The 24,853-nt window shown below is 73.7% G+C and carries 19 protein-coding genes and 1 pseudogene; 11 read left to right on the top strand and 9 right to left on the bottom strand.

The features are described 5' to 3' along the window. Positions 1–99: 99 nt before the first annotated feature. Entirely contained in the window at positions 100–1,509 is a 1,410-nt protein-coding gene (locus A6A06_RS15645; RefSeq protein WP_073761781.1) for a glycosyltransferase family 4 protein, read from the bottom strand. A gap of 295 nt (positions 1,510–1,804) precedes the next feature. On the opposite strand from A6A06_RS15645, the gene A6A06_RS15640 reads away from it, so the two are divergent. Together A6A06_RS15640 and A6A06_RS15635 are read left to right on the top strand one after the other, a co-directional pair. After that, positions 1,805–2,437, top strand: a complete 633-nt coding sequence (locus A6A06_RS15640) for a TetR family transcriptional regulator (protein ID WP_073761780.1) — start codon at positions 1,805–1,807, stop codon at positions 2,435–2,437. Between the two features lie 122 nt (positions 2,438–2,559). Further along, positions 2,560–3,150, top strand: a pseudogene (locus A6A06_RS15635) (response regulator transcription factor); the annotation flags it as partial. Here the strand turns inward: A6A06_RS15635 and A6A06_RS15630 are convergent. From A6A06_RS15630 to lanKC, 4 genes are all read right to left on the bottom strand, one after another. Then, positions 3,076–4,944: an ATP-binding cassette domain-containing protein gene (locus A6A06_RS15630; protein ID WP_073761778.1), complete on the bottom strand. Its 1,869-nt coding sequence runs from the start codon at positions 4,942–4,944 to the stop codon at positions 3,076–3,078. The pseudogene A6A06_RS15635 and the gene A6A06_RS15630 sit on opposite strands and share 75 nt — an antisense overlap. Beyond that, positions 4,937–6,643 (bottom strand): ATP-binding cassette domain-containing protein, encoded by a 1,707-nt coding sequence (locus tag A6A06_RS15625; RefSeq protein ID WP_073761777.1) that lies wholly within the window; start codon positions 6,641–6,643, stop codon positions 4,937–4,939. The genes A6A06_RS15630 and A6A06_RS15625 overlap by 8 nt, the downstream gene beginning before the upstream one ends. 116 nt (positions 6,644–6,759) lie before the next feature. Then, positions 6,760–6,876: a SapB/AmfS family lanthipeptide gene (locus A6A06_RS15620; RefSeq protein ID WP_073761776.1), complete on the bottom strand. Its 117-nt coding sequence runs from the start codon at positions 6,874–6,876 to the stop codon at positions 6,760–6,762. A 150-nt stretch (positions 6,877–7,026) separates the two neighbouring features. Continuing rightward, the gene (gene lanKC / locus A6A06_RS15615) at positions 7,027–9,666 is read right to left on the bottom strand and encodes a class III lanthionine synthetase LanKC (RefSeq protein ID WP_073761775.1); all 2,640 of its coding nucleotides are present in this window, start codon (positions 9,664–9,666) and stop codon (positions 7,027–7,029) included. 267 nt (positions 9,667–9,933) lie between these two features. Between lanKC and A6A06_RS15610 the strand changes: the two genes are divergently transcribed. Beyond that, positions 9,934–10,470 carry a hypothetical protein gene (locus tag A6A06_RS15610; RefSeq protein ID WP_073761774.1) on the top strand — a complete coding sequence of 179 codons (537 nt, stop codon included), beginning with the start codon at positions 9,934–9,936 and terminating at the stop codon, positions 10,468–10,470. Between the two features lie 45 nt (positions 10,471–10,515). Here A6A06_RS15610 and A6A06_RS15605 read toward each other — a convergent pair whose 3' ends face one another. Continuing rightward, positions 10,516–10,833, bottom strand: coding sequence for a ferredoxin (locus A6A06_RS15605; RefSeq protein ID WP_079194030.1), 318 nt, complete (start codon positions 10,831–10,833; stop codon positions 10,516–10,518). A gap of 8 nt (positions 10,834–10,841) precedes the next feature. Beyond that, positions 10,842–12,293 carry an aldehyde dehydrogenase gene (locus A6A06_RS15600; protein WP_073761773.1) on the bottom strand — a complete coding sequence of 484 codons (1,452 nt, stop codon included), beginning with the start codon at positions 12,291–12,293 and terminating at the stop codon, positions 10,842–10,844. A 158-nt stretch (positions 12,294–12,451) separates the two neighbouring features. Between A6A06_RS15600 and A6A06_RS15595 the strand changes: the two genes are divergently transcribed. The 7 genes from A6A06_RS15595 to A6A06_RS15565 all read left to right on the top strand — a co-directional run bounded on the left by A6A06_RS15595 (position 12,452) and on the right by A6A06_RS15565 (position 21,134). Next, positions 12,452–13,588: an MBL fold metallo-hydrolase gene (locus A6A06_RS15595; protein WP_079194078.1), complete on the top strand. Its 1,137-nt coding sequence runs from the start codon at positions 12,452–12,454 to the stop codon at positions 13,586–13,588. A 467-nt stretch (positions 13,589–14,055) separates the two neighbouring features. After that, the gene (locus tag A6A06_RS15590) at positions 14,056–15,375 is read left to right on the top strand and encodes a prenyltransferase/squalene oxidase repeat-containing protein (protein WP_079194029.1); all 1,320 of its coding nucleotides are present in this window, start codon (positions 14,056–14,058) and stop codon (positions 15,373–15,375) included. Continuing rightward, positions 15,375–16,085, top strand: coding sequence for an SCO2322 family protein (locus tag A6A06_RS15585; protein WP_073761772.1), 711 nt, complete (start codon positions 15,375–15,377; stop codon positions 16,083–16,085). The genes A6A06_RS15590 and A6A06_RS15585 overlap by 1 nt, the downstream gene beginning before the upstream one ends. Then, positions 16,082–17,341: an energy-coupling factor transporter transmembrane component T gene (locus A6A06_RS15580; protein WP_242440782.1), complete on the top strand. Its 1,260-nt coding sequence runs from the start codon at positions 16,082–16,084 to the stop codon at positions 17,339–17,341. Before A6A06_RS15585 ends, A6A06_RS15580 begins: the two co-directional genes overlap by 4 nt. Further along, positions 17,338–19,200 (top strand): ABC transporter ATP-binding protein, encoded by a 1,863-nt coding sequence (locus A6A06_RS15575; protein WP_073761770.1) that lies wholly within the window; start codon positions 17,338–17,340, stop codon positions 19,198–19,200. The genes A6A06_RS15580 and A6A06_RS15575 overlap by 4 nt, the downstream gene beginning before the upstream one ends. Positions 19,201–19,499: 299 nt before the next feature. Next, entirely contained in the window at positions 19,500–20,315 is an 816-nt protein-coding gene (locus A6A06_RS15570; protein ID WP_073762183.1) for an ECF transporter S component, read from the top strand. Between the two features lie 378 nt (positions 20,316–20,693). Next, positions 20,694–21,134: a transglycosylase SLT domain-containing protein gene (locus A6A06_RS15565; RefSeq protein ID WP_073761769.1), complete on the top strand. Its 441-nt coding sequence runs from the start codon at positions 20,694–20,696 to the stop codon at positions 21,132–21,134. 149 nt (positions 21,135–21,283) lie between these two features. Here A6A06_RS15565 and A6A06_RS15560 read toward each other — a convergent pair whose 3' ends face one another. Both A6A06_RS15560 and A6A06_RS15555 read right to left on the bottom strand, forming a co-directional pair. Beyond that, complete coding sequence (locus tag A6A06_RS15560; RefSeq protein ID WP_073761768.1) at positions 21,284–21,865, bottom strand: DinB family protein; 582 nt, start codon at positions 21,863–21,865, stop codon at positions 21,284–21,286. Between the two features lie 180 nt (positions 21,866–22,045). Further along, a complete protein-coding gene (locus tag A6A06_RS15555; RefSeq protein WP_073761767.1) occupies positions 22,046–23,215 on the bottom strand; it encodes a steroid 3-ketoacyl-CoA thiolase in 1,170 nt (389 codons plus the stop codon). 366 nt (positions 23,216–23,581) lie between these two features. Here A6A06_RS15555 and A6A06_RS15550 point away from each other — a divergent pair, with 366 nt between their 5' ends. Beyond that, on the top strand, positions 23,582–24,814 hold the full coding sequence (locus A6A06_RS15550) for a cytochrome P450 (RefSeq protein WP_073761766.1): 1,233 nt from the start codon (positions 23,582–23,584) through the stop codon (positions 24,812–24,814). Positions 24,815–24,853: the final 39 nt, after the last annotated feature.

The following is a 24,853-nucleotide window of genomic DNA, read 5'->3' as shown; positions in this document are numbered from 1 at the left end:
TCTCTGCTTTCGTCCTGGGGGTTCGCGGGCGGCTACGGCCGGTGCGGGGGCGGGTCATGGCGGTGGTGACGGTGCTGTTCGGTGCCCGGCCGGGCCGCATCAGGCCTGGCCGGCGGGGGACGGGGCGGTGGCGGGGGCCCGGCGGGTGCGTGCGGCGCGCCCGCGCGGGTTCTGGAGGGCGATGGCCTCCCGGTAGCGTTCGGCGGTGCCGATGGCGGCCTGGCGCCAGGTGAAGCGGGCGAGGACGCGTTCGCGTCCGGCGGCGCCGAGGCGGCGGCGCAGGGCGTCGTCGTCCAGCAGCCGGGTCAGCCCGGCGGCCAGCGCGTCCGCGTCGCCGGGCGGTACGGACAGGCAGGTCTCGCCGTCCGGCCCGGACACCTCGGGGATGGCGCCGCCGGTGGTGGCCAGCAGCGGCGTACCGGTGGCCATGGCTTCGGCGGCGGGCAGCGAGAAGCCTTCGTAGAGGGAGGGGACGCAGGCGATCTGGGCGCCGCGGACCAGGTCGACGAGTTCGGCGTCGCTGATGCCCTTGACGAATTCGATCGCGTCGCCGAGGCCGTGCCGTGCGATGGCGGCGGCCACCGGGCCGTCGTCGGCGCGCTTGCCGACGACCACCAGGTGGGCCCGCGGGTTGCCGGTACGGACCTTGGCCAGGGCTTCGACGAGGTGGACGAGGCCCTTGAGGGGGACGTCGGCGCTGGAGGTGGTGACGATGCGGCCGGGGATCTCGGGGACCGCCGGATCCGGCGCGAAGAGGTCGGTGTCGGCGCCGATGGGCACGACGTGGATGCGTCCGTCCCGTACGCCGAGGTGGTCGGTGATCTCCTGGCGGGAGGAGCCGGAGACGGTGAGCACCGACGGCAGGCGGCGGGCGACGCGCTTCTGCATCCGGGTGAAGCCGTACCAGCGGCGCACCGAGGCGCGGCGCTTCCAGCCCGCCGCGGCGTCCAGGTCGAGCTGCCGGTCGACGGTGATGGGGTGGTGGATGGTGGTGACCAGGGGGGCGCCGAGGTCGCCGAGCAGGCCGTAGCCGAGGGTCTGGTTGTCGTGCACGACGTCGAAGTCGCCGCGGCGGGCGGCGAGGTGGCGGCGGGCGCGCAGGGAGAAGGTGAGGGGCTCGGGGAAGCCGCCGGTCCACATCGTGCCGACCTCGACGGCGTCGATCCAGTCCCGGTACTCGCCGCGCTTCGGCGTGCGGAAGGGGTCGGGCTGCCGGTAGAGGTCAAGGCTGGGGAGTTCGGTGAGGGTGACTCCGCCGGACTCCGTCCGGGAGGTGCCCACCTCGTCGAGGACCGGGTACGGCTGGGCGCCGATCACTTCGACGGTGTGGCCGAGGCGGGCCAGTTCGCGGGAGAGGTGGCGGACGTAGACGCCCTGGCCGCCGCAGAACGGGTTGCCCTTGTACGTCAGGAGGGCGATGCGCAGGGGGCGGTCGCCGTCCGGCCCGGCGGAGGCGGCGGGGGCCTCGGCGGGGTGCGGCGCGGCTGCCTGGACGGCCTCGGCGGACACTCTCGGCCCCCTTCTCGCTGGACTTTCGCCGGAGCGTAACCGCTGGCGCTAATCTAGAACAAGTTTCAGTACGGATCGGCCGCGCCCGGCCGGCGGCCGGTCCGCAGGCGCCCGCGGGCCACGGCGGCCGACAGGCTACTGATCAGTTCAAGGAGCTTCGAATCTACCGGCCGGGACCCCGGCGAAAAGAGCCGCACCAGGTGATTCGCGCCACCACCGGCGCCCCTGCCATGCTGTGCCGATCGGATGACCGGTACGCGCCGCACCGCGGACGGACTGTCACGGAATGGGACATATGACTACGGACTCCACAGCGGCCGGAGCGGCGCTTCCCGCCAGTCCGCCCCTGACCGCGCGTCAGGAGGCCCGACGCCGCCGCATCCTGCACGCCAGCGCCCGGCTGGCCGTCCGGGGCGGGTTCGACGCCGTACAGATGCGCGAGGTCGCCGAGTCGTCCGACGTCGCGCTCGGCACCCTCTACCGGTACTTCCCCTCCAAGGTGCACCTGCTCGTGGCGACGATGCAGGACCAGTTGCAGCACATGCACGAGACGCTGCGCAAGCGCCCGCCGACCGAGCGGGAGCCGGGCGCGCGGGTCGCGCAGACCCTGATGCGGGCCTTCCGGGCGCTCCAGCGCGAACCGCAGCTGGCGGACGCCATGGTCCGCGCCCTGACGTTCGCCGACCGGTCGGTGAGCCCGGAGGTGGACACCGTCTCCCGGCTCACCACGGCGATCATCCTGGACGCGATGGGGCTGGACGGCGCACCGACGCCGGAGCAGCTGTCCGCCGTCCGGGTCATCGAGCACACCTGGCACTCGGCGCTGATCACCTGGCTGTCCGGGCGCGCCTCGATCGCCCAGGTGAAGATCGACATCGAGACGGTCTGCCGGCTCATCGACCTGACCGCGCCCCGGCGCCGTACCTGACCGGAAAGCTACGAACGGGTAACCCCCTAACGCGGCGCATTCGGGGCGCGTGCGACCCCAACGCGCGCCCCCACGCCTCCGCTTGGCCAATTCTTCGGGTCCATGACAGCGGCATTGCAGGTATGAATTCCGGGTACTCGCAACGGTGCCGGTACACGGGGGTCTGGAGGGGGACTGCAGTGATCCGGGTGCTACTCGTGCATGACATCTGTCTGTTCCGGTGGGCATTGACAGAAGTACTCGACCGGGAGAACGACATCGACGTCTCCGCCGCCACCACACGTGACGCGACGGAGCGGGTGCGCACATTGCGCCCCGACGTCTGCGTGGTGGACGCGGAGAGCCCGGAGCACACCGGGCAAGGCATATTGCGCAAGTTATCCAAACTCGCGAGAGGGAAAGGCCCGGGGAAATCCCCGGCCCTGCTGGTGCTGGGCTCGGCGCACCGGCCGGGGCCGCTGCGCCGCGCCTTCGAGGCGGACGCCCTCGGCTACGTCGACAAGGAGGCCTCGCCGGTACAGCTGACCACCGGAATACGGCAGGTGGCGGCGGGGAAACGGTTCATCGACGGGTCGCTGGGCTTCGGCTTCCTCCAGGCGGCCGACATCCCGCTGACCCGCCGCGAGCTGAGCGTGCTGTCACTGGCCGCCGAGGGTTCCTCGGTCTCCGAGATCGCCGGCGTCCTGCATCTGTCGACCGGGACCGTGCGCAACTACATGTCCGCCATCACCCGCAAGACGGGAGCCCGCAACCGCGTCGACGCCATCCGCATCTCGCGCGGGGAGGGCTGGCTGTAGGGCCGGGACGGCCGGGGGCTTCCCGTGTTTCCACCACCCGCCCGTCAGTTCGCGGTAGAGCGCGGACCGCCGCAGCAGCTCGGCGTGCCGCCCCGTACGGACGTGCGTACCGTCCATCACCAGCACCCGCTCGGCCCGCAGCGCCGAACTGATGCGGTGCGCGACGACGATCAGCGAGCCGCCGGGCCGGGCCGCGAAGGCACGTTCGGCGCGGGCCTCGGCCGCCGGGTCGAGGTGGCAGGTCGCCTCGTCGAGGACGACCAGCGGCGCGGGCGCGAGGTAGGCGCGCACCAGGGCGATCAACTGGCGCTCCCCCGCGGACAGTTCGGAGGGCACGAGCGTGGCGTCCGGACCGCCCAGCCGGGCCAGCAGCGCACTCGCGCCGACCTCCCCGGCGGCGGCCAGGACGTCCTCGTCCGCGACTTCGCCGTCGGGGCACAGGTACAGCAGGTTCTCCCGTACGGTGCCGGAGAACACGTACGCCTCCTGCGGTACGAGCACCCGGTCCGCGGTGGCGGGGCGGCACACCTCGCCGCTGCCCGGCTCCAGCATGCCCGCGACCAGCCCGGCCAGGGTGGACTTGCCGATTCCGCTCGGCCCGACGACGGCCAGATGTCCGCCGGCCGGCACGGTCAGGTCGAGGCCGCGGACGACCGGGTCGGCGTGCGGGCCGTACGCGAAGGTCACGCCGGTGAGTTCGACGGCGTGCCCGTCGCGGGGCGTGCGGCGCGGCCGGGCGTCCGCCGCGCCCGTGACCGGTTCGGCGGTGAGGCGGCGCAGCACCACGCCCAGGCGGGTGCCGGCCGTGCCCAGTCCGTGCATCAGGCTCTGCAGCGCGGGCAGCAGCGACTGCGTGAGGTACGCGAGGGCGCCGACCAGCGCGCCGGGGGTCACCCCGCGGCCGAGCAGCCAGGGCGCCGCGACCAGCAGCAGGACGATGGGCAGCCGGCCGCTGATCCCGAGGGCGAGCACCCGGCACACGCTCCAGCGGGCCAGGGCCCGGGACGCCCGCAGTTCGGCGTCGAACCGCTCGCCCGCCGCGGCCGCCACGGTCCGCTCAGCCCCGGCCGCGGTGATGTCGCGCAGCCCGCCGACCGCGGTCCCGGTCTCCTCGGCGATGGCCTCGTCCGCCGCGAGGAACGTCTCCTGGCGTCGGGCCATCGGCCGCAGCGCCCCGGCGAACAGCGCCAGGCCGAGCACCAGGGGCGGCAGGACCAGCAGCAGGAGTACGGGGGCCAGTGAGCAGAGGCCGATCAGCGCCCCGGCGGTGACGAAGACGAACGAGCGGGACACCAGCACCAGTCCGGCGAACGTGTCGCGGGCGATCTCCACCTGGTGGGTGAGCCGGGAGACGGCCGCGCCGTCGGGTGCGTACAGCCCACGGGAGACGACCTTGCGCACCAGGGTGTCGCGCAGCGGTTCCACCAGGTCGGCCACGGCCCCGTAGACCCGTGCGGTGCCGTACGCGCCGGCGCCCACGCAGAGCGCGGCGGCGGCCAGCCAGACGATCCCGACGACCGGCCCGCCGCGCAGGAACCCGTCGTCGAGGGCGTGCGCGAGCGCGAACCCGAACAGGAAGGTCTGCGCGGACTCGACCAGCGACCAGCCCGCGAGCCGGGCCAGGACCGCACGCCGCCGTTTGATGAAGCGCAGTCCGGACCGCCGCAGGGGGACTCCCGGGACGACCCCCCGCCGCTGGGCTTCAGACATGCGCGGTCTCCTTCGGGGCCGTGGCGAACAGTGCCCGGTACGGGGGCAGGTGCCACAGTTCGGCGTGCGGCGCAAGGGCGCGAATGCGTCCGTCGTCGAGCCAGGCCACCAGGTCCGCGCGGGCGGCGGTGGCGGCGCGGTGCGCGATGACGATCCGGGTGGCGGCCTTCACGTCGTGCAGCAGGGCGCGGGTGACGTTCAGTTCGGTGACGGTGTCCAGGCTGGACGTGGCGTCGTCGAGGATCAGCAGCCGCTCGGCGTGCGCGAACGCCCGCGCCAGGCCGAGGCGCTGGACCTCGCCGCCGGACAGCGGGGCGTCCGCGCACGGAGTCGCGTAGCCGTCGGGCAGCCGGTGGACGAAGGGCGCGGCGCAGGCGGCTTCGGCGGCGGCCTCCACCTCCTCGCGCCCGGGTGCGTACGAGCCGAGGGCCAGGGTGTCGCGGAGGGTGTCGCCGATGAGCGCCGGGCGCTCGAAGGCGTAGCCGACCGCGCGGCGCAGGGCGTCGTGCGACAGGTCGGCCAGCGGTACGTCGTCGAGGGTGATCATGCCGGAGTCGGGGTCGGCCAGCCGTCCGGCCACCGCGGCCAGCACGGACTTGCCGGTGCCGGAGCGGCCAACGACGGCGAGCGAGGTGCCGCCGGGCACGGTCAGGTCCAGGCCGCGCAGCACGGTGCGGTCGCCGCGCCGCACGGTGACGCCGTGCAGCTTCAGCGTGCCGCTGCCCGAGCCGAGCTGCCGCCTCCCGTAGGGCATCGCCGGGATCTCCAGGGCCTCCGCGATGCGCCGGGCGGCGGCGCGGGCGTGCACCAGGCTGTTCAGCCGGCCGACGACCTGGCCGACTCCGGTGGCCAGCGCCGCGTACCGGGAAGCGGCGAGCAGTGCCCCGACGGTCAGTGCGCCCTGCGACAGCCGGACTCCCGCCACGCACAGCACGGCGATCTGGAGCAGCGGTACGAGCATCGCGGCCTGGGCCGTGGACCGCCCCAGGACGTGCCACATGCGGTGGCCGTGCGCGGCGAGTCCGGGCAGCGGGGCGAGGATGCGGGCGGCCTCGCGGCGCTGGGTCCCGGCGGCGGCGATGGTACGGGCCCCGCCGACCGCTTCGACGAGCCGTCCCGCCATGTCGCCCTGGCTCTCCTGGTAGCGCCCGACGCAGTCGCCCGTGTCGCGCGCGAAGGCGCGCAGCAGGAGGGCCAGCAGCGGCATCCCCAGGAGGAAGGCGGCGGCGGTCCACACGTCCACCAGGACGAGGGCGATCAGCGCGCCGACGGGGGTGACGACGGCGGAGAGCGAGCCGGCGAGGGCGGTGGGGGCGGTACCGGCGTGCGTGGCGTTGCCGACGACGCGGGTGACCAGGTCGCCGGTCCCGTACCGTTCGGTGGCGCGCGGTCCGGCGGCGAGGAGATGGTGGGTCAGGCGCCGCCGTACCCAGGCGGTGCCACGGGCGTCGGTGGTGCCGGTGAGCAGCCCGTCGAGAGCGTCCAGCAGGACGATCAGGCAGGTCAGGGCCGCGCAGATGGTGAGCCAGCCCCCTGCGGGCCGGTGTTCGAGCAGCAGGTCGAGGGTGTGGCCGAGGGCGGCGGGCAGGGCCAGGCCGAGGCCGGCCGAGGCCGCGGTGAGCAGCAGGAGCGCGGTGGCACGCAGGGCACTGTGGCGCAGGGCGCCGCCCAGCAGCCGGTCGGCGGGGGTCACGGTCACTGCCTCTCCCACGGGGTGTGCGTGCGGCCCGCGCAGGGGCCGCACGCACGTCCGGATCACACATCCCGGAACTTGTCTACCGGTTCAGGCTCCGGCAGGGTTTTTGACCGGTCCGGTCAGAGACACAGGACGATGCTGGCGTCACTCCAGCAGAGCAGCAGGCTGGCCTCGCTGCCGCCACCGCCGCCGCCGTGCTCCGGAGCGTCCATTGCCTGCAGGTCGAGAAGCGCCATGACACTTTCCTCTCACTATGGGGACGTTGTCGTGCTGGTGTTGCTGTGTTGCTGATGGTGCTGGTGTTGCTGGTGTTGCTGCGGTGCCGGGTGGCGGGTCTCCCCGGGGCACCCGGTGGTACGGCTCCGGCACGACGGCCGGGGCCGGCTTCAGGGCCGCCCGGCCTCCGGGGAGGGCAGCGGCGGGAGGAAGGGCAACTGGACGGGCCGGTCGTGCAGCGCGGCACCGAGGGCGAGCAGGCAGCCCGCCGTCCCGGTCGCGAGGTCCGTCGACAGGCGCATCATCTGGTCGCCGGGGAAGGCGAGGTGCTTCTGGTAGGGCATGGCGTACCAGCTCAGATAGGAGATCTGGGCCGCCAGCGCACCGTCGAGGTCGGCGCCCGGTGTGGTGGTACGCGCCAGGTGCAGGACGCTGCCCGCGCGGCCGCGGAAGAGACCGGGCTGCGCGTAGAAGCGGGATTCGGCGGCGGGCAGGATGGCGGTCCGCGCCTCCTGGAACTCCTCGTCCGCCCGGTGCGCCAGGTAGTCGTCCAGCACCGTCGCGATGCCGATGCTGCCCGCGCCGAGGTACGGCAGGGTCCGCCAGCCCTCGTCGACGACCAGGGTGCCGTTCTTGTTCCGTACGCAGCGCGCCAGGTCGCGCCGCAACGCCTCGGCCGCGAGGTCGAGCAGGCCCGGGTCGCCGGTGCTCTCGTACAGCCGCAGGAAGAGCAGTGCGGGTCCGCTGGCGCCGCGCAGCAGCCCGGCCCGCTTTCCGCAGGCGTCGAGCCGGTCGGCGGTGTGCCCGGCGGCCTCCAGGGCCCGGTCGCGCAGTTCCCGTTCGCCGCGGGTGCGGGCGAGGTGGTCGAGTGCCAGGCCGACGCCGGCCAGGCCGCCGTGCAGGTCGGGGGCGAGCCGGTGCCACTTCTCGGCGAGGACCCGCTCCATCAGCTCCATGGCCCGCTCGGGGTGGCCCAGCCGGTCCAGTACGCAGGCGACGCCGGACAGCCCGTCGTAGAAGCCCAGCGGGGTGCCGGGAGGAGGCGGGGCGGTCTGCCGCAACAACCACTCCTCGCCTTCCCCGTACCTCCCGGCACCGGTCTCGGCGAGCGCGTACAGGACGCCGGCGGCGCCGTACGCGATCCCCAGGCCGCCGCCGTCCGTGAACTGGGCGATGTCGCCGGGGAAGAGCCGGTCGGTGCGTTCGGGGGTGGCGGAGGCGAGGATGCCGTCGACCATCGAGTCGCGGCTGTGCGGCCAGTCGGCGGGCTCGGCGGGGAGGTAGGGCGTGGGGCCGGTGCGCCGTTTCGCGGGCGCGGACGTCACCGGTGCGCCCGCGGGCGCGGCCGGGGTCCCCGGCGTCCCCTGGATCACGTCCACCGCTTCGGCCAGGAACTCCGCCGGTACGCCGGGGAATTCGTGCGCCACCACCTCGGCGAGGTGCGCGGCCTTGTCCCGGTCGATCACCAGCAGCGTGGTCATCGGCAGGAACAGCGCGAGGCGCAGGCAGGCGAGCGCGTAGCGGTCCACCTCGAAGCCGGTGCGGTCGGCCGGGGCGATGAAGCCGGGGTGGGCCAGCGTCTGCCGCTGCGCCTCGCCGGCCTCCGCCGCCGCCTCGAAGTCCAGGAGTTTCACGCCGCTCTCGTCGGGCGCGACCATGATGTTGAACATGTGCAGGTCGTTGAAGACGACGCCGCGGCGGTGCACGGTGGCCACCACGTCCTCGACGGCGGCGTGGATGCCCAGCGCCCAGCGCGTGTAGTCGGCCAGCGCGGACGGGTCGGGCGCGGGCCCCATCAGCGGGTGCCGCTCGGCGAAGAACGAGTTGAGGGTGCGCCCCTCCAGGAAGTCCATGACCAGGAAGCGGTGGTCGTCCAGGGTGAACCAGTCGCGGACCTCCGGCGCGACGCCGAGCCCGGACAGCTTCTCCAGGGCGGCCCGTTCGCGCTCCAGGCGGGTGACGGCGTCGGCGCGGTCCGCGGCCAGCCCGGCGTGCGGACGGGCCTCCTTGAGGACGACCTTGTCGCCGGTGCGCTTGTCCCGGCCGAGGTAGACGCCGCCGCCGTTGGAGAAGTGCAGCGCCGACTCGATCTGGTACGGAAGGTCCGCGACGGTGGTGGAGTTGCGGGCGGCGAGCTGCGGGGCGAGGAAGTCCGGCAGCTCGATCCATTCCGGTACGTGGAACTTCGGCTCGCGCCGGTCCGGGACCAGCTTGCCGTCGGGGTTCTCGATCGCTCCGACCAGGTTCCCGTGCTCGTCGACGCAGTAGCGCCGGGTGAATCCGCCGTACCGTACGTAGAGCGGGCCGTCCTGCCAGCGCAGGTCGCTGAGGATGTACGGGCCCTGCTCGCCCGCCAGCAGCGCGCCCAGCTCCCGCAGGACGGTGTGCAGCTGCTGCTCGTCCGCGGGGTAGATGGTGGCGAACTTGCCGCTCGAACCGCGGTCCGCGTACTTGGAGTTGCGCAGGTGCAGCGGGCGCGGACCCGGCACGAACTTGAACGGGATCAGCCGGGAGACGCAGTAGTCCCACACCTGGGACGCCAGCTTCTCGGCGTTGTCGGTACAGGCCGACACGTGGATCTTCCAGCCCTGCGGGGGCAGTCCGGGACGCGGCTGTCCTTCGGCGTCGACCGGATTCACGTGAAGCCAGTCCCCGGAGAGGAAACACCGCCACCCTTCGGGGACGGCGCGCTGCGCCGCTTCGTACAGGGGACCGCTGCCCGAGGCGGCTCCGGTCCCGGCAGACAGGCGGTCCGGGGTCTCGTAGAAGAATCTGTCGGCGAGACAGTAAACCTCGTACCGCTTGTCCATCGTTTCCCCCCTCGGCGGCGTGGCACAGAGATTTCCACGCCGCCGAGGGGCGTTAACAGTCGCAGATGTCACGAGGTCACCGTGAGAAGTTCACGGGTTACTGACGGTACGTACCGGTGGGCGCGGGCCGCACACGCGTACCGCCCGGCGGGAACGCCGCACCACTCCGACGCCGTAAAGCTGACGAACCGCCGGTGCCGGTCCCCGTCGGCCGTCTACTGTCGGACACGCCGCGCTGCTCATCGCGGCCACCTGAGGAGGAACCCTGTGTCATCGCCCTACGGCCCCCAGAACGCTCCCGCCGGCGATGTGGGCGCGGCGCTCATGATGATCGACTCCCGGCTCAAGGGCATCCACGCCGGCAAGACCACGGTCGACCCCGAACAGCAGGAGCTGATCGACCAGTTCACGGCGTCACTGGGTCCCAAGGGGGCCAGCGACGTGCTGGACGGCGCGTGCACGCTCATCTTCATGTTCATGAGGTGGCTGCAGAAGGCTCACGAGGACCACGACAAGGACGTCATCGAGTACGTGGTCCCCAACCTGGTGGCCTCGATGCGCATGATGCCCAAGAGCGTCCGCCCCGAGGCCATCCCCACCATGGCCGGTCTGGTCATCGCCGCGGGCACCGGCCTGAGCCCGAACCTGTGGCGCAAGCAGTACGGGGAGTGGACCTCGAAGGAGATGACTCCCCTGGAGGTCACCGCCTTCCTGCTCGCCGAGCACATCAACCGCATCACCGACGACCCCGACTTCGCCACCCGCATGATCACCGAAGCGCTGTCCCGTTCGGACGAGGGCTGACCTACCGCGCCCTCAGGACGCGGGTTCGGACCCGGCCCCGGCCCCTCACTCCGCGGGCGGGAAGACCGCCTCCCCCGTGTCGGCGAGCGTCACGGTGATCGCTTCGACGGGACAGCCCTCGGCCGCCGCCAGCACGTCGTCGGACGCGTCGCGTTCGTCCCGCACGGGGTGCGACTGCCGGGCCGCGTCCAGCTCGAAGCCGCCGGGGGCGGTGGCCACGCACAGGCCGGAGCCGATGCACACGCTCCGGTCCACGGCCACGCGCCAGCGGGGGCCGGTGCCGGTCTCTCCGGCCACGCCGGCCTCTCCGGTCTTCCCGCCCGTACCGGCCTCTTCGTCCTTCTTGCCGGCCGTATCGCTCATACCGTCCCTCACCCCTCCGCCGGCAGGTGGATCGTCTTGTGTTCCAGGTAGGCGCCGAAGCCTTCCGGCCCGAACTCCCGGCCGATGCCGGAGTTCTTGTAGCCGCCGAAGGGCCCGAGCATGTCGATGCTGAAGGTGTTCACGGAGTAGGTGCCGGTGCGCACCCGCCGCGCGACGTCGACGCCGTGCGCGGTGTCCGCGGTCCACACCGAGCCGGACAGCCCGTAGTCGGAGTCGTTGGCGATACGGATCGCCTCGTCCTCGTCCTCGTACGGCAGCAGGCAGATCACCGGGCCGAAGATCTCCTCGCGGGCGATACGCATGGAGTTGGACACCTCGCCGAACAGCGTCGGCTCCACGTACCAGCCGGTCTCCAGGCCCTTCGGCCGCCCGCCGCCCGTGAGGACCTTGGCGCCCTCCCGCTGCCCGAGGGCGATGTAGTCCAGCGAGCGCTGCTGCTGGCGCCGGGCCACCAGCGGGCCGATCTCGGTCGCCGGGTCCAGCGGGTCGCCCACGCGCAGGGCGGACGCGGCGGCGGTGAAGCGTTCGGCGATCTCGTCGTAGCGCTCGCGCGGCGCCAGGATGCGCGACTGGGCGATGCACGCCTGCCCGTTGACCAGCCACGCGAACGGCGCGATGCCCGCCACCGCGGCGTCCAGATCGGCGTCCGGCAGGATGACGGCCGCCGACTTGCCGCCCAGTTCCAGCGTCACCCGCGTCAGATTGCGCGCCGCGACCTCCATGACGCGCCTGCCCGCCGCGACCGACCCGGTGAAGGCCACCTTGTCCACGTCCGGGTGCCCGACCAGGTACTCGCTGACCTCGCGGTCCGCCGGGAGGACGGACAGCACACCCGGGGGCAGCCCGGCCCCGCTCACGATGTCCGCCAGGAGGTAGGCGTCCAGCGGCGTCTCCGGCGAGACCTTGAGGACCACCGAGCAGCCGGCCAGCAGCGCCGGTGCCAGCTTGGCCGCCGCGGTGAACTGCGGCACGTTCCACGGCACCACGGCCGCCACCACGCCCACCGGCTCGCGCCGCACCAGCAGCGGACCGAGCGCCCCCGCCCGGCGCTCCTCGAACGGGAAGTCGCGGGCGACGGTGAGTGCCGCGTCCCACACCATCATCGCGGCGAGCGCCTGCACCATCACGCCGGAGGTGTACGGGGTGCCGTTCTCGGCGCTGATGACCCCGGCGATCTCCTCGCTCCGTACGGCGAAGGCGTCCTTGATGCGGGTGACCACGGCGATCCGCTCGGCCAGCGGCGCGTTCGCCCACACCCCGGAGTCGAAGGAGGCGCGGGCGGCGGAGACCGCGCGGTCCACGTCGGTGCGCGAGGCGTGCGGCACCCGGCCGATGACCTGCTCGGTGTGTGGCGAGACCACCTCGATGACGTCGCCGCCGGCCGGGTCGGCGAACTCGCCGCCTATGTAGAGCTGTTCGTACTCGACGAGTGCGCTCATGGCTGCCGCCTCCTGCGGGTCGACCGGTGAGTGTGCGCGTACGGACGCCGTACGCCGTATTTCTGACGCCGCATCAGGACTGATACCAGTTCTAGTTATGCTGGGCAATGCCCGGCACGGCGGCGCGGCCGGTCCGCGCGGAAGCGGAGGTGCGGCGGATGACGGCAGCAACCCTGACCGGAACGGCGGAGGACGGGCCCCGAGTGACCGACCACCGGGGCGGCGTGTGGTCGATCGCCGTCCCCATCCCGGACAACCCGCTCGGCCACACCCTCGTCCACCTCGTGGAGACCGGCCGGGGCCCGGTCCTCGTGGACACCGGCTGGGACGACCCGGACGCCTGGGACACCCTGACCGCCGGAATCACCGCCTGCGGCTTCCACGTCACCGACCTCCACGGCGTCGTGATCACCCACCACCACCCCGACCACCACGGCCTCTCCGCCCGCGTACGGGAGGCGTCCGGCGCGTGGATCGCCATGCACGCCGCGGACGCCGCCGTCGTACGCCGCACCCGGGAGGCCGAACCCGGCCGCTGGCTGGACTACCTGCTCACCAAACTGGCCGCGGCCGGAGCACCCGACAGCCACCTGGCCCCCCTGCGCGCGGCACGCGCACAGGGGCGGACCCGCGACCACCCCGGACGGCGGGCCGCGCTGCCCGACCGCGAGATCGCCCCCGGCGCGCTCCTCGACCTGCCCGGTCGTCGGCTGCGCGCCGTCTGGACACCCGGCCACACCCCCGGCCACGTCTGCCTGCACCTGGAGGAGGAGCACCCGGCGCGGCGGCCGGGCCACGGCCGGCTCTTCTCCGGCGATCACCTGCTGCCGGGCATCAGTCCGCACATCGGGCTGTACGAGGACCCGGACGACCCGACGGCCACCGACCCCCTCGGCGACTATCTGGCCTCCCTGGAACGCGTCGCCCGGCTCGCGCCCGCCGAGGTGCTCCCCGCCCATCAGCACGCCTTCACGGACGCGCCCGGCCGGGTGCGCGAGCTGCTCGCCCACCACGAGGAGCGGCTCGCCGGACTGCGCGCGCTGCTCGCCGTACCCCGCACTCCCTGGCAGCTCGCCGAGGCCATGGAGTGGAACCGGCCGTGGGAGCGGATTCCGTACGCATCGCGGAGCATCGCGGTCTCGGAGGCGGAGGCGCATCTGCGGCACCTGGTCCGGCTGGGGCTGGCGGAGGCCGTTCCGGGGTCGGCGAGGACGGCGGGGGCGGCTGGGTCGGCGGGGGCAGCGGGGCCGTCGGGGCTGTCGGGGCCGGAGCCGGTGACGTACCGGGCGGTGTGAGGGGAGTGCCCCGGGCCTCGGCGAGCACCCCGGCGAGCACCTCGCAGGCCCGTACCCGGGGCTCCCCCGGCCCGCCGGTTAAGGTATGCGAGACAATTTCATCCTGTGCCCGATCGGGGGAAGCCGGTGGAAATCCGGCGCTGACCCGCAACCGTGATCCGGGACGCACGGCACCGCCGCACCGGCCGGCCGCCGGGACCTCTGTCGGGTCCCACGCCCCGGCCGCCCGCGCCGGACCCGTACGCCCGGCGAGCCGGAGCACCCGGTGGGGCACGACGAAGGCTCCCGCCACCGTAGGGCCGCGCCTCCTCGCGCGGACGCCCGGTGCGCGGCACCGTCGAGGTATGCGGAGCTGAGCCCGGTGCCACCGCGGCCGATCACGATCGGCGGGCGGCAGGGCTTCCGAGTGCGGCTGCGCACCCACCGCAGCACCCACGCACCGAACTGACCCGAGAGGCACCGACCCGATGGCCACCACGGCTTCCCAGGCTCCCCTGGCTCCCAGGGCTTCCACGGCCCCCACCTTCGCCGCCCTGGCACGCCGCGCCGCCGCGGCGCTGGCCGGCGCCGCCGTGCTGTGCGCGGCCGGTGCCCCCGTGGCGGCCGCCGACTCCCCCGCTCCCGCCGCGCGGGCCTCGAAGCTGCCGGACGGGCTGTACGGCACCAAGGACCCGCAGTACGACGGCGTCTGGCGGCAGTCGCTCGCCCTCCTCGCGCAGCGCACCGTGGGCGTGCGCCCGTCGGTGACGGGCGTCGACTGGCTCGCCGGGCAGCAGTGCACCGACGGCGCCTTCTCCGCCTTCCGCGCCAATCCGACCAAGGCGTGCGACGACAAGACGATGCGGGACACCAACCAGACGGCTGCCGCGGTGCAGGCGCTGGCCGCGCTCGGCGGGCACGACGACGCCGTACAGAAGGCCGTGAAGTGGCTGAAGTCGGTGCAGAACGACGACGGTGGCTGGCCCTCGATGGGCGGCTCGCCCAGTGACGCCAACTCCACCTCCGTGGTGATCGGCGCACTGAAGGCGGCGGGCGGGAAGCCGGAGTCCGTGCAGAAGGGCGGCAAGTCCCCGTACGACGCGCTCGTCACCTTCCAGCTGGGCTGCGACGCGAAGGAAGGGGAGCGCGGCGCGTTCGCCTTCCAGCCCAAGGACGGCAAGCTGGACCCGAACGCGGACGCCACGGCCGCCGCCGTGCTCGGCGGCCTGGGCGACGGCTTCGTGGTGGATCCGGCGGGCAAGGACGTCAACGAGCCGGTCAAGCCCCTGAAGTGCGACGGGGGCGCGGCGGGCAAGGACCCGAAGCAGGCCGCCGAGGGCGGCGCCGCGTACCTGGTCTCGGTGCTCGGCGCGAACGACGGGCACCTGAAGTCCGCGATGCCCGGCGCCGAGGACCAGCCCGACGTCGGCAACACCGCCGACACCGTCGTGGCCCTCGCCGCCGGTTCGCACGGTGCCGCCGCGCAGCAGCCCCTGAAGTGGCTGGAGAAGAACTCGGCGGACTGGGCCAAGCAGGCCGGTCCGGCCGCGTACGCGCAGCTGGTGCTCGCCGCGCACGCCGCCGGCGGCGACCCGCGCGCGTTCGGCGGCGCCGACCTCGTCGCGCAGCTGAACGCCACCGGCCCCAAGCCGGCCGGCAGCTCCGCGCCGTCCGCCACGCCCGAGAAGGACGCGCAGGACAAGGACGAGCAGGGCTCCGGCGTGTGGTGGATCGTCGGCATCGTCTTCGTGGCGAGCGTCGGCGCCGGGTTCCTGCTGAGCGGCCGCCGGAACAAGAGCGACGCCTGATGCGCCCGCCGCGGTCCCGCTCCGCCCGCCTCCTCGGCGCCCTGGCCCTGGCCGGTACGGTCACGGGCCTGGGCGCGGCGCCCGCCCAGGCCCAGGAGTACCGCTACTGGTCCTTCTGGGACGGCCCGGCCGCCGGTGCCACGGCGTCCGGCGACGGCGGCTGGTCGTACGCGACGGAGGGACCGGCCACCAGCCGCCCCCGGGACGGCGCCGTGGCGGGTTTCCGCTACACCGTCAGCGCCGGCTCCGCCGAGGCAGGCAAGCCGCGCCACGCCGCGGACTTCGCCGCGATCTGCGCGAAGACGCCCGCCGAGGACGGCACCAAGCGCGTCGGCCTGGTCCTCGACTTCGGCTCGAAGGCGGAGGCGGCGGCCGGGGAGAACCCGCCGCCGGTCCGTACGGAGTGCGCGCGGCTGCCCGCGGACGGGACGGTCGGCGACGCGCTGGCGGCGGTCGCGGGGCCGCTGCGGTACGACGCGAGCGCGCTGCTGTGCGCGATCTCCGGATATCCGAAGGCGGGGTGTGCGGAGAAGGCGGGGCCGGGGCCCGGTTCGGGTTCACCGGGCACCGGCACCGCCAAGGACGCGGTCGCCGGCAGGCAGGCGGACGACGGCTCGGGCGGCCCCTCCGCCGGGCTGATCGGGGGCATCGCCGTCGTGGTCGTCCTGGGCGCGGCGGCCGGGTGGCAGGCCCGCCGCCGCCGCGGATGAGCGCCCGCGTCCCCCGCGCCACCCGCTCCACCGCGCTGCACGCGGGCGCCTGGTGGCTGTGGGCGCTGGGCCTGGCCACCGCGGCGTCCCGGACGACCAACCCGCTGCTGCTGGGCCTGCTGATCGGCGTCGCGGGGTACGTCGTCGCGGCGCGCCGCACGGACGCGCCGTGGGCCCGCTCGTACGGCGCGTTCCTGAAACTCGGCCTGCTGGTGATCGGCATCCGGCTGCTCTTCGCGTTCTTCCTCGGCTCGCCCATCCCCGGTACGCACACCCTGGTCACGCTGCCGGAGGTGCCGCTGCCCGAGTGGGCGCGCGGCGTGCGGATCGGCGGCCGGGTCACCGCCGAGGGCATGCTGTTCGCCTTCTACGACGGGCTGAAGCTGGGCACCCTGCTGATCTGCGTCGGCGCCGCGAACGCGCTCGCCAGCCCGGCGCGCCTGCTGAAGTCCCTGCCGGGGGCGCTGTACGAGGCGGGGGTCGCGGTCGTCGTCGCGATGACCTTCGCGCCCAGCCTCGTCGCCGACGTGCAGCGGCTGCGGGCCGCCCGCCGGCTGCGCGGCCGCCCGGACCGGGGCTTCAAGGCGCTGCTCCAGGTCGGGCTGCCCGTCCTGGAAGGCGCGCTGGAGCGTTCGGTGTCGCTGGCGGCGGCGATGGACGCGCGCGGTTACGGCCGTACGGCGCAGGTCCCGCCCGCCGTACGGCACACCACCACCGCGCTCACCCTCGGCGGCCTGCTCGGCGTCTGCGCCGGTACGTACGGGCTGCTGGCCGACACCGGAGCGGCGTACGGCCTGCCGGTGCTGCTCGCCGGGCTCGTCGCGGCCCTCGGCGGACTGTGGCTGGGCGGCCGCCGCTCCGTGCGCAGCCGCTACCGGCCCGACCGGTGGGGCGTACGCGCCTGGCTCGTGTCGGGCTCCGGCATCGCGGTGGCCGCCCTGATGATCTGGGCGAACGCCTACGACCCGGCCGCCCTGCACCCGCCCGCCGTCCCGCTCACCGCGCCCGCCCTCCCGCTGTGGCCCGCCGCCGGTGTCCTGGTGGGACTGCTCCCGGCGTTCGTCGCACCGCTGCCGCCGCGGGCGACGGGGGCGGCGGAGGCGACAGGGGCGACGGGGACGACGGGGGCGACGGGGGCGGCGGGGACCGGGCCGGGGCCGGGAGAACCTGGTGCCGGGCGGGCACGAGTAAGGAAGTCACCGGCGCCGGGCGCGCCGCACACGGACGCGCCGCACACGAAGGAGTCCCCCCAGTGATCCGCTTCGACCAGGTGTCGGTCACCTACGGGGACGCGGCGCGACCCGCCGTCCAGGACATCGACCTGACCGTGCCGGAAGGCGAACTGTGCCTGCTCGTCGGCCCGTCCGGCGTCGGCAAGTCCACCGTCCTGAACGCCGTGTGCGGCCTCGTACCGCACTTCACCGGCGGCACCCTGCGCGGCCGCGTCACCGTGGCCGGGCGGGACACCCGCACCCACAAGCCGCGCGAGCTGGCCGACGTCGTCGGCACCGTCGGCCAGGACCCGCTCTCCCACTTCGTCACCGACACCGTCGAGGACGAACTCGCCTACGGCATGGAGTCGCTGGGCCTGGCCCCGGACGTCATGCGGCGCCGCGTCGAGGAGACCCTGGACCTCCTCGGCCTCGCCGACCTGCGCGACCGCGCCATCACCACGCTCTCCGGCGGGCAGCAGCAGCGCGTCGCCATCGGCTCGGTGCTCACCACCCACCCCAAGGTCCTGGTCCTGGACGAGCCGACCTCCGCCCTGGACCCGGCCGCCGCCGAGGAGGTGCTCGCGGTGCTGCAACGCCTGGTGCACGACCTCGGCACGACGGTCCTGCTGGCCGAACACCGGCTGGAGCGCGTCGTCCAGTACGCGGACCAGGTCATCCTGCTGCCCGCACCCGGCGCGCCCCCGGTCGTCGGCGCGCCCGCCGACATCATGGCCGTCTCCCCCGTCCACCCGCCGGTGGTGGCCCTGGGGCGGCTCGCCCACTGGTCGCCGCTCCCCCTGTCCGTACGCGACGCCCGCCGCAAGGCGTCGTCACTGCGCGAACGGCTGGACGGGGTGGAACCGGGGGGAACGGGGGCGGCGGAGACGGGGGCGGCAGAGACGGGGGCGGGGGCGGATGCGGAGATGGAGGCCGGTTCCGGGACGCCCGGCCTCGGTACCGGCCCCGGCCCGGAACCGGAAGATGGTCGCTCCGCCCGGAAGCGTTTCGGGCGGTGGCGCCGCCGCGAGGAGCATCGTGAGGACCGCCGTCGGGCCGGGCTGACGCCCGGGTCCGGGTCCGGGCACGCGTCCGCGCCTGCGCCTGCACCTGCGCCCGTGCCTGCGGGCTCCTCCGGCGGCCTGCTCGCCGCCGAGGCCGTGGGGCTCTCCGTACGGCGCGGCCGGATCGACGCCCTGCACCGCGTCGGCCTGACGGTACGCGCCGGCGAGACGATCGCCCTCATGGGCCGCAACGGAGCGGGAAAGTCCACCCTCCTCACCACCCTCGTCGGTATGCACGAACCCGCCGCCGGCTCGGTACGCGTCGGCGGCGCGGCCCCGCACCGCACCGGCCCGCGAACGCTGCTGCGGCACGTCGGCCTCGTACCGCAGGAACCGCGCGACCTCCTGTACGCGGACACCGTCGCCGCCGAGTGCGCCGCCGCCGACCACGACGCGGACGCCGCCCCCGGCACCTGCCGGAACCTGGTCACCCGGCTGCTCCCGGACGTACAGGACGACACCCACCCCCGCGACCTCTCCGAGGGCCAGCGGCTCGCCCTCGCGCTGGCCGTCGTGCTGACCGCCCGCCCGCCGCTGCTCCTGCTCGACGAGCCGACCCGCGGTCTGGACTACGCGGCCAAGGGCCGTCTCGTCGAGCTGCTGCGCGGGCTGGCCGCCGAGGGGCACGCGATCGTCCTGGCCACCCACGACGTCGAACTGGCCGCCGAGCTGGCGCACCGCGTGGTGATCCTCGCGGACGGCGAGATCGTCGCGGACGGGCCGACGGCCGAGGTCGTCGTCTCCTCGCCCGCCTTCGCGCCGCAGGTCGCCAAGGTGCTCGCGCCGCTGCCGTGGCTCACCGTGCCCCAGGTCGCCCACGCCCTGGAGGCCACAGCATGACCCCCCGGAACGAACCCCCCGGCCCCACCGGGCCCCCCGAGCCACCCCACACCCCCGGCACCCGTACCCGTACGGCGCGGGAGGACCGGCAGGCACCGGAGGACCGGCAGGCGCCGGAAGACCGGCAGGCGCCGGAAGACCGGCAGGCACAGGCGGACCGGCAAGCACCGGAGGATCGGCAAGCACCGACGGACCGGCAAGCACCGACGGACCGGCAAGCACCGGCGACCCCGCAGACACCGACGGACCGGCAAGCACCGGCGACCCCGCAAGCACCGGAGGACCGGCAGGCGCGGGCGGTGCGGCTGGGGCCGCGGGCCGTCGCCGCACTCGTCCTCGTCTCCGCGCTCGGCGTGATGGCCTTCGGGTGGCCGCTGCTGGCCGACTCCGCCTCCGGTCTCGCGCACTCCAGGGACGCGCCGTGGCTCTTCGCGGCGCTGCTGCCGCTGCTGCTCGGCGTCGTCGTGGCCACGATCGCCGACACGTCGGCGTCGTCCGCGGCGGGCGGCGCGCCCGGTCTGGACGCGAAGGCCATCGCCATGCTCGGCGTGCTGGCCGCCGCGGGCGCTGCGATGCGTCCGCTGGGCGCGGGCACCGCCGGTATCGAGCCGATGTTCTTCCTGATGGTGCTGGCCGGGCGGGTCCTGGGGCCGGGCTTCGGGTTCGTGCTCGGTTCGGTGTCGATGTTCGCCTCCGCGCTGTTGACCGGCGGTGTGGGGCCGTGGCTGCCGTTCCAGATGCTGTCGATGGGGTGGGTGGCGATGGGCGCGGGCCTGCTGCCGGGCCCGGACCGGCTGCGCGGCCGCCGCGAACTCGCCATGATCGCGGTGTACGGAGCGGCCTCCGCCGTCCTGTACGGCCTGGTCATGAATCTCCAGGGCTGGCCCTACATCGGCGGCATGGCCACCGGCGTCTCCTTCGTCCCGGGCGACCCGCTGCCCGACAACCTGGCCCGCTTCGTGGCCTACTGCCTGGCCACCTCGCTGGGCTGGGACCTGCCCCGGGCCCTGGTCACGGTCGTCCTCACCCTCACCCTCGGCAGCACCCTCCTCAAGGCCCTCCGCCGCGCCACCCGCCGAGCAGCGTTCGACACACCAGCAACCTTCAAGCAATAACCACCTCCCGCATTAAGCACCTCCCGCATTAACCACCTCCCGCAGCAACCACCTCCCGCGATGACCACCTCCGGTAATAACCAACCACTACCCTCACCCCTTACCCAACGCCCCTCTCCCTGTGACCCCACCCACAGGACTTCCGTCATTTACGACCGGCCTTCGTAGGCTCCGCCCTCCCTCCGATCCCCTCCCCCACGGGCCATGGCGGGCGGGACCTTCCACCCACCGTGCGAAATCCACTAGTACGAGGGGGGTGTTGCCATCCCACCCGGCTGTTTCCCAGGGTGGATGTGTCGCCGAGAGCAGCGTGCTTCTTCCCCCCTGGCCGCAGCCTCGGCGGCGCCCCTTGCACCCCACCGGAAGGCTTCTCCTCCCGTGCGCGTCACCTCGTCCACGATCACCAGCCGCCTCGCCGCCCACAAGAAGGCCGTCGTCGCTGTCGGCGCCGTCGCCCTGGGCGCCTCGGCCTTCGCCGCCACCCCGGCCCAGGCCGCCACTGCGGCACAGGCCCCGTCCTCCGCGAGCGCGAGCGACGCGAAGGCCGCGGCGCACAAGCTGATCCCGGACCAGGCGCAGTACCAGTGCTTCAGCAACATCGTCGAGCGTGAGAGCGGCTGGGACCCGACGGCCACCAACCCGTCCAGCGGCGCCTACGGCCTCGTGCAGGCACAGCCCGGCTCGAAGATGGCCTCGGCGGGCCCGGACTGGAAGACCAACCCGGAGACCCAGATCAAGTGGGGCCTGGACTACATGAACTCCACCTACGGCAGCCCCTGCGACGCCTGGAACTTCTGGCAGTCCCACAACTGGTACTGAGCACCCGGCCCCAAGCCGCCGCCCCCCTGACGACGGCACCGGCCACCCCATAGCAGCCCCCGAAGCGGCCGACGCCCCGGCGCCGGCCGCTTCCGCGTACCCACCCGCCGGCTGCCGCCCGCCGCTCACCGCCCACCGGTATGGCTCCCTCAGCGCCCGGCGGCTCCGTCGATCCGCTCGCGCAGCAGGTCGGCGTGGCCGTTGTGCTGGGCGTACTCGGCTATCAGGCCGACCAGCACGCGGCGCAGCGAGACCGGGCCGCCGGAGGCCGCGTGGGTGCCAGTCACGTCGAGGGACGGCGCGGCGGCCACGATGCGGCGGGAGTGCTCGCACTGCTCCCGCCAGACCTCCAGGGCCTGCGCCGGGTCCCCGGACAGTTCGCCGAAGTCCTGGTCGGGGTCCTCGTCGGAGTAGTAGAGCATCGGGGTGCGTTCGCCCGCGAACTGGAGGTGGAACCACCACCGTTCCACCCCGGCGAGATGCCGTATCAGCCCGTGCAGGCTCATCCCGGACGGCGGCACCGTCCGCTCCGAGAGCCGCTCCGCGGGCACCCCCGAACACTTCAACTCGAAGGTGGCACGGTGCCACTCCAGGTAGCCGGTGAGGATCTCCCGCTCGCCCCCCACCAGCGGCGGCTGCTGCCGCGCGCCGCCACCGTCCGCCCACACGGGCGCGTAGTTCTCCGGCGGCACCGCCGACGGATCCGTCGCCTGAACCCCTGATTCGGTCATGAGGCGAGTGTGACAGGGACCACTGACAACGCCCCTCGACCACGCCCCGAGCACGCCTCGGTCACACCCCAGCCGCGCCTCAGCCGCGCCCCAGCCGCGCCCCGGGCGCGCTCCGGCCGAAGACGCACCACCGCCCGCCGGCCCCGGCCCCCTCACAGCCGCTGACTCACAGCCGCTGACTCACAGCCGCTGAATGATCGTCCCCGTCGCCAGCCCCCCGCCCGCGCACATCGTGATCAGCGCGAACTCCTTGTCCGTGCGTTCCAGTTCGTGCAGCGCCGTGGTGATCAGGCGGGCGCCCGTGGCGCCGACCGGGTGGCCCAGGGCGATGGCGCCGCCGTTCACGTTGACCTTGTCGAGGTCCTGTTCGAAGACCCGCGTCCACGACAGCACCACCGAGGCGAACGCCTCGTTGATCTCGACGAGGTCGATGTCCTTGAGGGACATCCCGGCCTTGCCCAGCACGGCCCGCGTCGCGTCGACGGGCCCGTCGAGGTGGTAGTGGGGGTCGGCGCCGACCAGTGCCTGCGCGACGATCCGGGCCCGCGGCTTGAGCTTGAGGGCGCGGGCCATCCGCTTGGACGCCCACATCACCGCGCACGCGCCGTCCGAGATCTGCGAGCAGTTGCCCGCGGTGTGCACGGCGGTCGGCATGACGGGCTTCAGGCGGGCGAGCGCCTCCATGCTCGTGTCGCGCAGTCCCTCATCGCGGTCCACGAGCCGCCACATGCCCTGTCCGGCGGCCTGTTCGTCCTCCGTCGTCGGCACCTGCACCGCGAACGTCTCACGCTTGAAGCGCTCCTCGGCCCAGGCCTCCGCGGCCCGTTCCTGTGAGAGCAGGCCGAGCGCGTCGACGTCCTCGCGGGTGATCCCCCGGTTGCGGGCGATGCGTTCGGCGGCCTCGAACTGGTTGGGCAGGTCCACGTTCCACTCGTCCGGCCAGGGCTTGCCGGGGCCGTGCTTGGAGCCGCTGCCCAGCGGCACCCGCGACATGGCCTCCACGCCGCATCCGATGCCGATGTCGATGACGCCGCCCGCGACCATGTTGGCGACCATGTGGTTGGCCTGCTGGGACGAGCCGCACTGGCAGTCCACGGTGGTGGCGGCGGTCTCGTACGGCAGGCCCATCGCCAGCCAGGCGGTGCGGGCCGGATTCATGGACTGCTCGCCCGCGTGGGTGACCGTGCCGCCGACGATCTGTTCCACGCAGTCGGGCTGGATGCCGGTGCGGGCGAGGAGTTCGCGGTAGGTCTCGCCGAGGAGGTAGGCGGGGTGGAGGTTGGCGAGCGCGCCGCCGCGCTTGCCGATCGGGGTGCGTACGGCTTCGACGATGACGGGTTCCGCGGCCATGACTGACTCGTCCTCTCCTCACGCCCCGCAGGACGTCCCGGCACCCCCGACGAAGGAACTGGTACGCGTTCTAGTTCCTCGGCCAGTCTCTTTGAGCCGCGCCCGGCGGCGCAAGGGTGCTGCACCGGCCTTCCACCCCCGGTGACCGCCCGACAGCCGCCCGACAGTTGCCCGATCGCCGTACAGTGGCGGCAGTTGACGCCCCGCGCCCCCTTGCCACTTGTAGAACTCGTTACTACGTTCACCGCCAAGAGCTGACGGCCCGTCAGGACCGCCGATCGGCATCCGCACGACGACAGGCCGCCAGGACCCCCGCCCCAGGACCTCCGACCGGTGCCGGGCCGGACCAGAGCTGGAGTCGCCGAGATGCCATGTCCCGCGCTGCCCGACGGGTTCGACTTCACCGACCCCGATGTCTACCACCACCGCGTACCGCTTCCCGAGTTCGCCCAGCTGCGGCGCACCGCCCCCGTCTGGTGGAACGCCCAGCCGCACGGCATCGCCGGCTTCGGCGACGACGGCTACTGGGTGGTGACCCGCCACGAGGACGTCAAGGAGGTCTCCACCCGGCCGGAGCTCTTCTCGGCGAGCCTCAACACGTCGATCATCCGCTTCCACGCGGCCATGACCCGCGACCGGATCGACGTACAGAAACTGATCATGCTGAACATGGACCCACCGGAACACACCCGGGTCCGCCAGATCGTCCAGCGCGGCTTCACCCCCCGCGCCGTCCGCGCCCTCGAAAACGCCCTGCGCGACCGGGCGCGGGCCATCGTCGCCGAGGCCCGGCGCAAGGAGTCCGGGGACTTCGTCACCGACATCGCCTGCGAGCTGCCGCTCCAGGCCATCGCCGAACTGATCGGCATCCCGCAGGACGACCGGGCCCGGATCTTCGACTGGTCGAACAAGATGGTCGCGTACGACGATCCCGAGCTGGCCATCACCGAGGAGGTCGGCAACACCGCGGCGGAGGAGCTGATCTCGTACGCGATGAACCTGGCCGCGGCCCGCAAGGAGTGCCCGGCCCAGGACATCGTCAGCCGGCTCGTCGCGGCGGAGGACGAGGGCAACCTCGCGTCCGACGAGTTCGGGTTCTTCGTCCTGCTGCTGGCCGTCGCGGGCAACGAGACGACACGAAACGCGATCACCCATGGGATGCACGCGTTCCTGACCCACCCCGACCAGTGGGACCTGTACAAACGGGAGCGGCCCGGCACCACGGCCGAGGAGATCGTGCGCTGGGCGACGCCCGTCGTCTCCTTCCAGCGCACCGCCACCCAGGACACCACCCTGGGCGGCGCGCGGATCGAAAAGGGCCAGCGCGTCGGCCTCTTCTACGCCTCCGCCAACCACGACCCCGAGGTCTTCGAGAACCCCGGGACGTTCGACATCACCCGCGACCCCAACCCCCACCTGGGGTTCGGCGGCGGCGGCCCGCACTTCTGCCTCGGCAAGTCGCTCGCCGTCCTGGAGATCGACCTGATCTTCCACGCCATCGCCGACGCCATGCCGGACATCTCCCTCGCGGGCACGCCGCGCCGGCTGCGGTCGTCCTGGCTGAACGGGGTCAAGGAGCTGCGGGTCCGGTACACGTAGGCCGTACAGGCGCACGGGTACACCGGCGTACGGGTGTAC

Source organism: Streptomyces sp. CB02923 (assembly GCF_001905005.1).
GTDB lineage: Bacteria > Actinomycetota > Actinomycetes > Streptomycetales > Streptomycetaceae > Streptomyces.
This window is presented reverse-complemented; position numbering and strand designations above follow the sequence as displayed.